The following is a 13,383-nucleotide window of genomic DNA, read 5'->3' as shown; positions in this document are numbered from 1 at the left end:
CATGGCGGAAAAATCGCGCTATAGACGCGACCTCAAGGGCGAGGCCAGCCGAGGCACATGACAGACATTCCGCTCAACCTGGAGCTTCTGATCGACGCGGACGCGCTGCGCCGCGACCTGAGTGCACTGACCGGCGAAGACGGCAACGGCGCCGATCCGGCAATCAGGACGTCGGTGCTGGCGATGCTCAAGGAGCGCGTCGCCGCCGGCAAGAAGATCGCCGAGAGCATGCTGATGGAGGACGAGGGCGGCACCGCCTGCGCCATCCGCATATCGCACCTCATGGACGAGGTGATCCGCGTCCTCTACGACTTCGCCGTCACCCACGTCTACCGGGCCAAGAACCCGTCGCGGGCCGAGCGCATGGCGGTGGTGGCCGTCGGCGGCTATGGCCGCGGCACCCTCGCCCCGGGCTCCGACATCGACCTGCTGTTCCTGCTGCCTTACAAGCAGACGCCGTGGGGCGAGCAGATCGTCGAATACATGCTCTACATGCTGTGGGACATGGGGCTGAAGGTCGGTCATGCCACCCGCAACATCGACGAGTGCCTGAGGCTTTCGCGCAGCGACATCACCATCCGCACGGCGATCCTCGAAGCCCGCTTCGTGTGGGGCGAGGAGAAGCTCTGCGACGAGCTGATCGAGCGCTTCGACAAGGAGCTGGTGAAGGACACCGGGCCCGAATACGTGCAGGCAAAGCTCGCCGAGCGCGACACCCGCCATTCCAAATCAGGCGAGAGCCGCTACCTGGTGGAGCCCAACATCAAGGACGGCAAGGGCGGGCTGCGCGACCTGCACACGCTGTTCTGGATCGCCAAATATTATTACCGGGTGCGCACGGGCGCCGAGCTGATCAACAAGGGCGTGTTCACACAAGGGGAACACGGCCAGTTCGTCGAGGCCGAGGACTTCCTGTGGGCGGTGCGCTGCCACATGCACTTCCTGACCGGCAAGCCGGAAGAACGGCTGCACTTCGACATCCAGCGCGAGATCGCCGAGCGGCTGGGCTACACCACCCAGCCCGGGCTTTCGGCGGTCGAGCGCTTCATGAAGGACTACTTCCTGGTGGCCAAGGAGGTGGGCGACCTGACCCGCATCTTCTGTGCCGCCCTCGAAGAGGAACAGGCCAAGGACGCGCCCGGCTTCCACGGGCTTTTGCAGGGCTTTTCGCGGCGGCGGCGCAAGCTCGCCGGGACCAGCGACTTCATCATCGACAACCAGCGCATCAACGTCGCCGACGACGAGGTGTTCCGGCGCGACCCGGTCAACATGCTGCGCTTCTTCTGGTTCGCCGACCGGCACGGGCTGGAGCTGCACCCGAACGCGCTGAAGCTGCTGACCCGCTCGCTCGGGCTGGTCGACAAGGGCCTGCGCCGCAACGAGGAGGCCAACCGCTACTTCCTCGACATCCTGACTTCGGACCGCAATCCCGAGCTCAACATGCGGCGCATGAACGAGGCGGGGCTGCTCGGCCGGCTGATCCCCGATTTCGGCAAGATCGTCGCGATGATGCAGTTTTCGATGTACCACCACTACACGGTGGACGAGCACCTGCTGCGCTGCATCGGCGTGCTGTCGGAGATCGAGCATGGCGACGGCGAGAAGATCCACCCGCTTAGCCACTCGCTGATCGGCGGGCTGAAGAAGCAGCGCGAAGTGCTGTATGTCGCGGTGCTGCTGCACGACATCGCCAAGGGTCGGCCGGAAGACCATTCGGAGGCCGGCGGCAAGATCGCCCGCCGCATCGGCCCGCATATGGGGCTATCGCCCGCCGACACCGAGACGGTGGCCTGGCTGGTGGAGAACCATCTCGCCATGTCGATGACGGCGCAGACGCGCGACCTCAACGACCGCAAGACCATCGACGACTTCGCCGACGTGGTGCAGTCGGTGGAGCGGCTGAAGCTGCTGCTGATCCTGACCGTGTGCGACATTCGCGGCGTCGGCCCCGGCGTCTGGAACGGCTGGAAGGGCCAGTTGCTGCGCACGCTGTATTTCGAGACCGAGCTGCTGCTCACCGGCGGCTTTTCCGAGCTGTCCCGGGCCGAGCGCACGGCGGCGGCCCGCGAGACGCTGGCCGGCGCACTTGCCGACTGGCCGGAGAAGGCGCGCAAGAAATACGTCAAGCTGCACTACGAGAACTACCTCCTGACCGTCGATCTCGACGACCAGAAGCGCCATGCGGACTTCATTCGCGGCGCCGACGAGGCGGGCAAGCAGCTGTCGACGATGGTGCGGACGCACGAGTTCGAGGCCGTCACCGAAATCACCATCCTGGCGCAGGACCATCCGCGGCTGCTGTCCGTCATTGCGGGGGCCTGTGCGGCTGCCGGAGGCAACATCGTCGACGCGCAGATCTTCACCACCTCCGACGGGCGGGCGCTGGACATCATCCTGATTTCCCGCGAGTTCGACCGCGACGAGGACGAGCGCCGCCGCGCCGAGCGCGTCGGCCAGCTGATCGAGGACGTGCTTTCGGGCAAGAGCTGGCTGCCGGAGATGATCGCCAAGCGGGCCAAGCCGAAGCGCGGCCAGAAGACCTTCCGCATCCAGCCGCGCGCCGAGATCCGCAACACGCTGTCGAACCGATTCTCGGTGGTCGAGGTGGTGGGCCTCGACCGTCCCGGCTTCCTGTCGGAGATCACCGGCGCGCTGTCGGACCTGTCGCTCGACATTGCCTCGGCGCACATCACCACCTTCGGCGAGAAGGTGATCGACACTTTCTACGTCACCGACCTGACCGGCCAGAAGATCGACAACCCGACACGGCTCGAAAACATCCGCGCCCGCCTGATCGCCACGCTCGAAGGGCCGAACGCCGATCGCGCCAAGGCCAAAGCGGCGGCGGAATGAGCGCAGCCATTCTCCCGCCCAAATCCGCAAGGCATCGTCGCGTCCCATGTCACTGATCAAGAAATTCGCGACGGTCGCGTCGGGCACGCTGATGAGCCGGGCGCTGGGTTTTGCCCGCGAGATGCTGATGGCGGCAGCACTCGGCACCGGGCCAGTGGCCGACGCATTCTATGCCGCGTTCCAGTTTCCCAACACCTTCCGCCGGCTGTTTGCCGAAGGCGCGTTCAACGCCGCCTTCGTGCCGTTGTTCGCCAAGGAGATCGAGGCCAACGGCGTCGAGGGCGCCAAGCGCTTCTCGGAAGAGGTGTTCGGCGTGCTGTTCACGGCGCTGCTGGCGCTGACGATCGCCATGGAACTGGCGATGCCGCTGATCGTGCGCTTCGTCGTGGCGCCCGGCTTTGCCGACAACCCGGAGAAGTACGACCTGACGGTGGCGCTCGCCACCATCATGTTCCCCTATCTCATCTGCATGTCGCTGGCGGCGATGATGAGCGGCATGCTGAATTCGCTGCGCCGCTACTTCGCGGCGGCAGTCGCCCCGGTGTTCCTCAACATCATCCTGGTCGGCGTGCTGGCCAACGCCTGGTATCGCGGCCATGACGGGCTGACGGTGGGCTATGCACTGGCCTGGGGCGTGCTGGCGGCGGGCCTGGTGCAGCTTGCCATCGTCTGGATCGCCGTGCGCCATGCCGGCATCGCCATCGGCTTTCGCCGGCCGAAGCTGACGCCCAACGTCAAGCGGCTGCTGTGGCTCGCCCTGCCCGCCGCGATCACCGGCGGCATCACCCAGATCAACACGCTGATCGGCACGGCGATCGCCTCGGGCCAGGACAGCGCGGTGTCGTCGCTGAACCTTGCCGACCGGGTCTACCAGCTGCCGCTCGGCGTGGTCGGCGTGGCGGTCGCCATCGTGCTTTTGCCGGAGCTGTCGCGGGCGCTGAAGTCGGGCAACCTGATCGAGGCGGCCAACCTGCAGAACCGCTCGGTCGAGTTCACGCTGTTCCTGACGCTGCCGGCGGCGGCGGCACTGCTCGTCATCTCCGAACCGATCGTGCGGGTGCTCTATGAGCGCGGCGCGTTTGCTGCCACCAACAGCACGCCGGTGGTGTCGGCGATCCTCGCCATCTTCGGCCTCGGCCTGCCGGCCTTCGTGCTGATCAAGGCGTTCACGCCCGGCTTCTTCGCCCGCGAAGACACCCGCACGCCCATGTATTTCGCGGCCATCTCGGTGGCGGTCAACGTGTCGCTGGCGCTGACGCTGTTTCCATCCTGGGGCGCGCCCGGCATCGCCGCGGCCGCCGCGATCGCCGGCTGGGTCAACGCGGCGATGCTACTGGGAACCCTGATCTTGCGCGGCCACTGGGACCGCGACGCGGCGCTGCTGAAACGCATCCCCCGCCTGGTCATCGCCGCGGCGATCATGGCGGCCGGCCTGTGGTTCGCCGCCGGCGAGGCCGAGCAATGGCTCGGGTCCGTCGCCCCGGTCTACACGCAGGCGGCAGCGCTGGCCGTGCTGGTGGCGGGCGCGATGGTCATCTATTTCGGCGTCGCCTTCGGCATCGGCGGGGCGGATATCGGCATGATCCGGCGCAACATCCGGCGCAACCGCGCCAACGCCGCCACTGGTGCCGCCGAGCCCGAGTGACGGCGCTGGCGGAGCCGGTGCGACGCGCGGACAGCCATTCGGGTTGATTGGCCCAGCGCGCTGACTGCCCTTGCCCGATCCCCTGCCATCGTTCATAAGCGCCACTCGATTTTCGCCGCGCGCGAAACGGCCCTCCACAAGCCACGGGATCCATCATGACCGACTTCAAACCGCTTATCTTCTCCGGCGTCCAGCCGACCGGCAATCTCCACCTCGGCAACTACCTCGGCGCCATCCGCAAGTTCGTCGCCCTGCAGGACACCAACGACTGCATCTATTGCGTCGTCGACCTGCATTCGCTGACGGCACAGCTCGTCCATGACGACCTCGAGAGCCAGACGCGCTCGATCACCGCGGCGTTCCTGGCATCCGGCATCGATCCCAAGAAGCACATCGTCTTCAACCAAGCCCGCGTGCTGCAGCACGCCGAGCTGGCGTGGATCTTCAACTGCGTGGCGCGCATCGGCTGGATGAACCGGATGACGCAGTTCAAGGACAAGGCCGGCAAGGACCGCGAGAACGCCTCGCTGGGCCTGCTTGCCTATCCGAGCCTGATGGCGGCCGACATCCTGCTCTATCGCGCTACCCACGTGCCCGTCGGCGAGGACCAGAAGCAGCACCTGGAGCTGACGCGCGACATCGCCCAGAAGTTCAACAACGACTTCTCGGCGCGCATCGCCGATCTCGGCATCGGCGTCGAGATGCAAGTCGGCGAAGAGACGGTCAACGGCTATTTCCCGATCACCGAGCCGATCATCGGCGGGCCGGCAGCGCGCATCATGAGCCTGCGCGACGGCTCGAAGAAGATGTCGAAGTCGGACCCCTCCGACCTGTCGCGCATCAACCTGACCGACGATGCCGACACGATCTCGAAGAAGATCCGCAAGGCCAAGACCGATCCGGCGCCGCTGCCGAGCGAGCTCGACGGCCTGAAGGAGCGCCCGGAGGCGGAAAACCTCGTCGGCATCTATGCCGGCCTGGCCGACATGACCAAGGAAGAGGTGCTGCGCCAGTTTTCGGGCCAGCAGTTCTCCGTGTTCAAGCCGGCGCTGGCCGATCTGGCGGTCGAGAAACTGGCGCCGATCGCCGGCGAGATGCGCCGGCTGATGGACGATCCCGGCCATATCGACGCCGTGCTGCGCGATGGCGGCGACCGCGCCCGCGCGATCGCCGAAACGACGATGAAGGACGTGCGCAACATCATCGGCCTGCTGGGCGACTGAAAAACGACATCGGCGCCGGCTGCTTGCGGGCGGCCCGCGCCGGTGGCAGATTGCCAACCGAACATCAGGGTAGCACATGGTCTCCAAACGCCTCAGCAAGGAAGCCGGCCACCGGCGCAAGTTCTTGGCGATCATCGACGATACGCCGGAATGCGAACGCGCGGTCGCCTATGCCTCCAAGCGGGCGCGGAGCACCAACGGCGTGCTGGTGCTGCTCTATGTCATCGAGCCCGACGATTTCCAGCATTGGCTGGGAGTCGAAAAGATCATGCGCGAGGAGGCGACCGCCGCGGCCAACAGCGCACTCGACACGCAGGCCGGGAAGGTGCGCGAGACGCTGGGCATCGAGCCCGAACTGGTGGTGCGCGAGGGCCGGCCGGCCGACGAGATCCACAAGCTGATTGAAGACGACCAGGATATCGCTATCTTGGTGCTGGCGGCAGGCGCCGGCAAGGAAGGCCCCGGCCCGCTCGTCGCCTCGATCGCCGGCAAGGGCGCCGCCTTCCCGATCCCGGTGACGGTGGTGCCGCTCAACCTGTCCGACGAGGACATCGACAGCCTGGCCTGATAGACCCTGGCCCAATAGACCCCTGGCCTAATAGACTGGGCGCAACATATTGGCGCGGAGGCGCGCCAGCGGCTTGAATGTCGGCCGTCTTAAGCCTAATTAGAACTATTCCAAACTGACAACCCCGCGCGCGCGGGCACGGAGACACGCCCATGTTCATCCAGACCGAAGCGACCCCCAATCCGGCGACGCTGAAGTTCCTGCCGGGCAAGGAAGTCCTGCTCGAAGGCACCGCCGATTTCCGCGATGCCGACAGCGCGCGCGCAGCCTCGCCGCTGGCCGGCCGGCTGTTCGACATTCCGGGCGTGACCGGCGTGTTCTTCGGCTACGATTTCATCACCGTCAGCAAGGACGGCCCCGACTGGCAGCACCTGAAGCCGGCGATCCTCGGCTCGATCATGGAACATTTCATGTCGGGCGCCCCGGTGATGGCAGGCCAGGCCGCGGGCGGCGGCGGCCATCATGACGACGAGAACGAGTTCTTCGACAAGGCCGACGCCGAGATCGTGGTGACGATCAAGGAACTGCTCGACACGCGCGTGCGCCCGGCGGTGGCCCAGGACGGCGGCGACATCACCTTCCGCGGCTACGAGAACGGCACCGTGTTCCTGCACATGAAGGGCGCCTGCGCCGGCTGCCCGTCGTCGACGGCGACGCTGAAGCACGGCATCCAGAACCTGCTTCGCCACTTCGTGCCGGAGGTCCAGCAGGTCGAACAGATCTCCTGAGACCTGTTCCGCTGGCCATCAGCGGGGACGAAAAGACCAGACAACAAAAAACCGGGCCAAAGCGCCCGGTTTTTCGTTTGCGACGTCCGTGTTGCCTGGACGGTTCGCAGTTATTGCACGATGACCTTGGCGCCGACGTCGACGCGGTTGTAGAGGTCGATGATGTCCTGGTTCATCAGGCGGATGCAGCCCGAGGACATGGCCTTGCCGATGGAGTTCCATTCCGGCGTGCCATGCAGGCGGTAGCCGGTATCGCCACCCTTGTTGTAGAGATAGAGGGCGCGGGCGCCGAGCGCGTTCTTGGGTCCACCCGGCATGCCGCCGGCCCATTTGGCGAGCTCGGGCTGGCGCTTGATCATCGCCGAGGGCGGCGTCCATACCGGCCACTCGCGCTTCGCTGCGACGCGGGAAGTGCCCTGCCATTCGAAACCTTCGCGGCCGACGCCGATGCCATAGCGCATCGCCTTGCCGTCGGGCTGGACGAGGTAGAGGAACTTGGGGCCGGTATCGACGATGACCGTGCCCGGAGCCTCGTTCGTCTCGTAACGCACGATCTGGCGATGGAACTGGCGCGGGACCTTGCTGATCGGAATGGTCGGCAGCTGGTAGCCGGCATCGACGCGGCCACCATAATCGTTGGAGAACATGCGCGAGACGCCGTCGGTCGAACAGCCCGCGAGTGCGGTGGTCAGCGCCAGGGCGGCGACAATGGCAAGAGACTTCAATCGCATGTGGGGTTCCCAAGCAAGAGCGACATCCGGACCGATTCGGCCTCATTTTTGCCACCATTCTTACCGGTCGGGCATTTTGCTTGCCAAGAGGCGCGGACCAGCAAAGCCGCGCTCTCGTTAACGTAAGGTCCGGGTTATGGCATTTCGGCAACACGCATCGCGGGAAAAACCAACAGATTCAACGACAGGCGGCAATGGCGGGTTTTGCCCGGGCGCGGAACCGGCTGGCGGGATGCTGTCTGGAATAATCCAGCGAGCGGGTTCAAAACGTGAACAAATGATGCAATGATTGGTCCATGCCGATCATTTCCCCCGTCGCTTCCAACCCCCTCGTCGATGGCCGCCAGTCCGAGCGCGCCATGCTGGTGCGTCGCGGCGTGCAGCGCCTGCTGATGCAGATGGGCGCGCATGTGCTGCCCGAACTGTCGCTGGCGACGGGACGGCGCGCCGACCTCGTGGCGCTGACCCGGCAGGGCGACATCTGGATCATCGAGATCAAGTCGTCGATCGAGGACTTCCGCGTCGACCGCAAATGGCCGGAATACCGGCTGCACTCGGACCGCTTCTTCTTCGCCACGCATCCGGAGGTGCCGGCCGGCATCTTTCCCGAGGAGTGCGGCTTCATCCTCTCCGACGGCTATGGCGCCGAGATCATGCGCGAAGCGCCGGAGCACCGGATCGCGGCGGCGACACGCAAGGCGCTGATGCTGCGCATCGCACGCGCGGGAGCCGCCCGGCTGCTGGCGGCGGAGCTGGCGGGCGTGGCGGTGCCGGCGCTGGAAGGGGAAAGCGAGTAAGAGGGAAATAGGGAATAGGGAATAGGGAATAGGGAATAGGGAATAGGGAATAGCAGAACGAGAAACGGCGCCTGAAGATCAAGCGCCGCCCACTATTCGCCACTCACTGCTCGCTATTCGCTTATCTCGGCGCCCGCTTGGCGAGGATGCGCTGGAGGGTGCGGCGGTGCATGTTGAGCCGGCGTGCAGTTTCCGAGACGTTGCGCTCGCACATCTCGTAGACGCGCTGGATATGCTCCCAGCGGACGCGGTCGGCGGACATCGGGTTTTCCGGCGGAGCTGCGCGCTCTCCGGACGAATTGGTCAGCGCGGCATAGACGTCGTCGGCGTCGGCAGGCTTGGAGAGATAATCGATGGCACCGAGCTTCACGGCGGTGACGGCGGTGGCGATGTTGCCGTAGCCGGTCAGGATGACGGTGCGGGTGTCTTCGCGGCGCTCGCGGATGGCCGAGACGACATCGAGGCCGTTGCCGTCGCCCAGGCGCATGTCGACCACGGCATAGGCCGGCGGATTGGCGCGGACCTTGGCGACCGCTTCCTCGACGCTCTCGGCGGTATCGACGGCGAAGCCGCGGCTTTCCATGGCGCGGGCCAGGCGGGTCAGAAAGGGCTTGTCGTCATCGACGAGCAGCAGTGAGTGGTCTTCGCCCGGCAATCCGGCCGCAATGTCCTGGGTGGTCATCGCCTCTGTCCTTTTATCGTTGATCCCAGTCGTTCTTATGTTTTTCCAAGCAGATATAGGTGCGGAGGCGTCATGTCCAATGGCGCAGGCCCAAATGCCGTGACTTCAGGCCTCATGCGGTGTCGAACATCGTCGTGCCGGCAGCGGCCGGATTGAGGAAGACGGTGCGCGGCCACGAGATCCGGACCACGGCCCCCTCGCCCGGCCCGCTGGAATTGCTGAAGCTGATCTCGGCACCGGAACGCTCGAGCAGGGTCTTGGCGATGAACAGGCCGAGGCCGAGGCCGCCGCCGGGCTCGGCGCCCTGGCGGGTCGACATGTAGGGCTCGCCGATGCGGTCGATGATGTCGGCCGGGAAGCCCGGGCCATCGTCCATGATGCTGAAGGCGACGGTGTCGCTGTCCCAGCGCCAGTGCACGGTGACACGGCTGCGGGCGAAGTCGACGGCGTTTTCGACGAGGTTGCCGAGACCGTAGATGACGCCCGGGTTGCGGTGGCCGACCGGCTCGGGCCCGATGCGCTCGCCGGGGTCGAGCTTGATGGAGATGCCGAAATCGCGGTGCGGGGCGATGACCTCCTCGACCAGCGAGGTCAGCGGCAGGCGGGCAAGATGTTCCTCGCCCTCCGAGGACAGGCTGGTGAGGCGCTTGAGGATCTCGCGGCAGCGCTCGCTCTGGCTGCGCAGCAGGGTGACGTCCTCGCCGTATTTCGGATCGTTGCCGAGCGCGCGCTCCATCTCCTTGGCGACCAGGGTGATGGTGGCGAGCGGGGTGCCCAGCTCATGGGCGGCGGCGGCGGCGAGGCCATCGAGCGCCGACAGGTGCTGCTCGCGCTGCAACACCAGCTCGGTGGCGGCAAGCGCGTTGGCGAGCAGGCGGGCCTCGTCGGCGACGCGGAAGGCATACATGGCGGTGAAGGCGATCGAGCAGCAGACCGCGATCCAGATGCCCGAGGTATAGATGAACGGCATTGCCAGCACGATGCCGTCGTACCAGGGCAACGGCAGGTGGAAGAAGGCAAGCAGGCTGACCATGACGATGACCAGAACCGCCAGCATGGCGGTCAGCCGCAGCGGCAGCGACGTCGCCGAGATGACGACGGGCACGGTCATCAACAGCGAGAACGGGTTGGTGAGGCCGCCGGTGATGAACAGCAGGCCGGCGAGCTGCAGGCTGTCGAAGGTGAGGATGGCGAAGGCGGCAAAGGGGTTGAGGCGCTGGGTGGCGGGATAGCGGAAGGCGAGGAACAGGTTGAGCCAGGCGGAACTGGCGATGAGCGCGAAACACAGGCTGACCGGCAGCGGGAACTCCAGCCAGTAGGCAACCACCACGACGGTGAAGCTCTGGCCGACGATCGCCAGCCAGCGCAGGCGGATGAGCGTGTTGAGCCGCAGCCGGTGGCTGTGCTGGAGGTCGGGGGTGCGGGTCAGCGAGTTCATGCCCGCTATATGCGCTGCAAGGCGCATCCGCGCCAAGTGCCCGTGCACGGTCTTTTCCGAAAACCGGCACCCAAGGTGCCGCAGCCTGCCGGAGCCGGGCCGGGCTCAGGTGCCGCGCGGCTTGGCGCGGGCAGTCGCCTGCGCCTCCAGCGGGTTGTCCGGCCAGACATGCCGGGGGTAGCGGCCGCGCATGTCGGAGCGGACGTCGGCCCAGGAACCGCGCCAGAAGCCGGGCAGGTCGCGCGTCGTCTGGATCGGGCGATGGGCCGGCGACAGCAGCTCCAGGGTGAGCGGCACGGTGCCGTTGGCAATCGCGGGATGCTTGTCCATGCCGAACAGCTCCTGCACGCGAACGGCCAGCACCGGGAATTCGCCATCGTAGCGGATCGGCACATGGCTGCCGGAGGGCGCGGTGAAATGCGTCGGGGCAAGCGAGGCGATCTTGCGCTGGAGATCGTGCGGGACGAGCGACAGCAGCGCGTCGTGCAGCACGCCGGCGCCGATGCGGGCGAAGGATGCCTCGCCGCGCAGGAAGGGCAGCAGCCACTCCTCCAGGCGGTCGAGCAAGGCTACGTCCGCCATGTCGGGCCAGGGCTCGCCGAGGCCGCGGTGCAGCCAGGTGAGGCGCTGGCGCAGAGTCTCGGCCTCCTTGCCCCAGTCGAGAAGCTCGAGACCGTGGGCGCGGAGCGCTTCGAGAATGGCGCGGTCGGCCTCTTCGCCCCTGGGTGCCGGCAGCATGCGCTCGGACAGGGTGACGGCGCCGATGCGAACGGTTTCGCGGACGCGGACGGAGCGCTTTTCCCGGTCGAAGGCGGCTTGCGTCTTCCGCTCCAGATGCGACGCAAGGATCGTGCGGATGTCGGCTTCGGAGACTGCGGCAGCGGACGAGATGCGGGCGTTCTGTGCCTTGCCCTGGAGATCGGCGACGACGAGATATTGCTCGCCGGCAAGCGGATCGGCGGCATCGACGGCGGCACCGCTGCCATTGGCGAGCACGAAGCGGCCGCGCTCACCGCGCGCCTTGGCGACACGGTCGGGCCAGGCAAAGAGGAGAAGGGCGCCGGGAGTCAGCGGGTCTGACGTTGCGGACCCTCGCGCAGGTTCGCGCTGCCCCTCAACCCCTGCCGGACCTTCTCCCCGTGACGACGGGGAGAAGGAGGCTGGCCGCGACGTCGATGCTCCCCTCTCCCCGTCATTCACCGGGAGAGGGTAAGGGTGAGGGGCATTCTTCCCCGCCGCCCGCGCCAGGCGCTCGGCCAGTTGCCGTGCCGCGTTGGCGCGGGGGGCGCGCTCGTTGCGGAAGCGCTGCAGCCGGCGTTCAAGGTCGGCGCTGTCGCCGCCGAGGCCGCGCTCGGTCATCAGCACGGCGAGCTGTGCGGCCTCGAGGGCCGCACCCTGCCCTGCCGCTTCGGCGACCATGTGGGCGAGGCGGACGGGCAGAGCGAGTTTTCGCATCGCCTGGCCGGAGGGCGTCAGGCGGCCATTGGCATCGATGGCATCGAGATCGACCAGCAATGCCCTCGCCTCGGCCAACGCCGGCGCCGGCGGCGGATCGAGGAAGGCAAGCGTGGCGGGATCGGCAACGCCGAAGGCGGCGCAGTCGAGCACGAAGCCGGAGAGGTCGGCCTCCAGGATTTCGGGCGGCGAAAATGCCGGAAGTGCCGCCGTCTGTTCGGCGCGCCACAAGCGCACGGCAACACCGGGGCTGGTGCGGCCGGCACGGCCGGCGCGCTGGTCGGCGGCGGCGCGCGAGGCGCGCACGGTCTCCAGCCGCGTCAGCCCGCTCGACGGCTCGTATCTGGGCAGGCGCGACAGGCCGGAATCGATGACGACACGGACGCCGTCGATGGTGATCGAGGTCTCGGCGATGGCGGTCGCCAGCACGACCTTGCGGCGACCGGCGGGCGCCGGCCTGATCGCCGCATCCTGAGCCTTTCCGTCGAGCATGCCATAAAGCGGCACCACGTCGACATCGGCACTGATACGGCCATCAAGACGTTCGGCGGTGCGCTCGATCTCGCGTTGGCCGGGCAGGAAAGCGAGCACGCTGCCCGGCTCGTCGGCGAGTGCCGTGCGGATCGCCCTGGCCATGGCGTCCTCGATGGCAACCCCGGCCGGGCGCTCGTCGTAGCGGATGTCGATGGGGAAGCTGCGGCCCTGGCTCTCGATCACCGGGGCTGCATCGAGGAGCTTTGCCACGCGGGCGCCGTCGAGCGTCGCCGACATGACGACGAGCCTGAGGTCGGGGCGCAACGCGCCCTGCACGTCGAGCGCCAGCGCGAGGCCGAAATCGCCATCCAGCGAGCGCTCGTGGAACTCGTCGAACAGAACGGCGGATATGCCGGGCAGTTCGGGATCGTCGAGGATCATGCGGGCCAGAACGCCCTCGGTGACGACGAGGATGCGCGTCCGTGCACTGACCTTGTTTTCCATGCGCATGGCGTAGCCGACGGTTTCGCCGGGCTCCTCGCCGAGAAGCGCTGCCATGCGGCGCGCGGCGGCGCGGGCGGCAAGCCGGCGCGGCTCGAGCAGAACGATCCTGCCGTCGCCGCGCCAGGGCGCGTCGAGCAGCGCCAGCGGCACCAAAGTGGTCTTGCCGGCGCCGGGCGGGGCGACCAGAACCGCGCTATTGCCGGAGGACAAGGCCTCGGCAAGGTGCGGCAGGACCGCCGAAACCGGCAGGTCGGGGAGCTTGGTCATCGGGTTCGTTCCGCCTTT

The 13,383-nt window shown here is 67.0% G+C and carries 10 protein-coding genes; 6 read left to right on the top strand and 4 right to left on the bottom strand.

Annotation, left to right across the window (positions count from 1 at the left end):
• Positions 1-57: 57 nt before the first annotated feature.
• The 5 genes from GGR00_RS18355 (at position 58) to GGR00_RS18335 (ending at position 7,017) form a co-directional block, all read left to right on the top strand.
• Positions 58-2,853, top strand: a complete 2,796-nt coding sequence (locus GGR00_RS18355) for a [protein-PII] uridylyltransferase (protein ID WP_184700313.1) — start codon at positions 58-60, stop codon at positions 2,851-2,853.
• Between the two features lie 46 nt (positions 2,854-2,899).
• A complete protein-coding gene (gene murJ / locus GGR00_RS18350) occupies positions 2,900-4,498 on the top strand; it encodes a murein biosynthesis integral membrane protein MurJ (protein WP_184700312.1) in 1,599 nt (532 codons plus the stop codon).
• Between the two features lie 155 nt (positions 4,499-4,653).
• Positions 4,654-5,721, top strand: coding sequence for a tryptophan--tRNA ligase (trpS, locus tag GGR00_RS18345; RefSeq protein WP_055972228.1), 1,068 nt, complete (start codon positions 4,654-4,656; stop codon positions 5,719-5,721).
• A gap of 76 nt (positions 5,722-5,797) precedes the next feature.
• On the top strand, positions 5,798-6,289 hold the full coding sequence (locus tag GGR00_RS18340) for a universal stress protein (protein WP_055972231.1): 492 nt from the start codon (positions 5,798-5,800) through the stop codon (positions 6,287-6,289).
• A 152-nt stretch (positions 6,290-6,441) separates the two neighbouring features.
• The gene (locus GGR00_RS18335; RefSeq protein ID WP_055972233.1) at positions 6,442-7,017 is read left to right on the top strand and encodes a NifU family protein; all 576 of its coding nucleotides are present in this window, start codon (positions 6,442-6,444) and stop codon (positions 7,015-7,017) included.
• A gap of 110 nt (positions 7,018-7,127) precedes the next feature.
• On the opposite strand, the gene GGR00_RS18330 is transcribed toward GGR00_RS18335, so the two are convergent.
• Positions 7,128-7,748 carry a L,D-transpeptidase gene (locus GGR00_RS18330; RefSeq protein ID WP_055972236.1) on the bottom strand — a complete coding sequence of 207 codons (621 nt, stop codon included), beginning with the start codon at positions 7,746-7,748 and terminating at the stop codon, positions 7,128-7,130.
• Positions 7,749-8,044: 296 nt separating this feature from the next.
• Between GGR00_RS18330 and GGR00_RS18325 the strand changes: the two genes are divergently transcribed.
• Positions 8,045-8,545, top strand: a complete 501-nt coding sequence (locus tag GGR00_RS18325; protein WP_055972238.1) for an MmcB family DNA repair protein — start codon at positions 8,045-8,047, stop codon at positions 8,543-8,545.
• Positions 8,546-8,666: 121 nt separating this feature from the next.
• Here GGR00_RS18325 and GGR00_RS18320 read toward each other — a convergent pair whose 3' ends face one another.
• The 3 genes from GGR00_RS18320 to hrpB form a co-directional block, all read right to left on the bottom strand.
• Positions 8,667-9,227, bottom strand: coding sequence for an ActR/PrrA/RegA family redox response regulator transcription factor (locus GGR00_RS18320; protein WP_055972241.1), 561 nt, complete (start codon positions 9,225-9,227; stop codon positions 8,667-8,669).
• Between the two features lie 112 nt (positions 9,228-9,339).
• Positions 9,340-10,665 (bottom strand): ActS/PrrB/RegB family redox-sensitive histidine kinase, encoded by a 1,326-nt coding sequence (locus GGR00_RS18315; protein ID WP_055972244.1) that lies wholly within the window; start codon positions 10,663-10,665, stop codon positions 9,340-9,342.
• Between the two features lie 105 nt (positions 10,666-10,770).
• Positions 10,771-13,365, bottom strand: coding sequence for an ATP-dependent helicase HrpB (gene hrpB / locus GGR00_RS18310; protein WP_184700311.1), 2,595 nt, complete (start codon positions 13,363-13,365; stop codon positions 10,771-10,773).
• Positions 13,366-13,383: the final 18 nt, after the last annotated feature.

Origin of the sequence: Aminobacter aganoensis (assembly GCF_014206975.1) — a bacterium.
Classification (GTDB): Bacteria; Pseudomonadota; Alphaproteobacteria; order Rhizobiales; family Rhizobiaceae; genus Aminobacter; species Aminobacter aganoensis.
The sequence above is the reverse complement of the archived record's forward strand: the minus strand, read 5'-3'. Positions and strand labels throughout refer to the sequence as shown.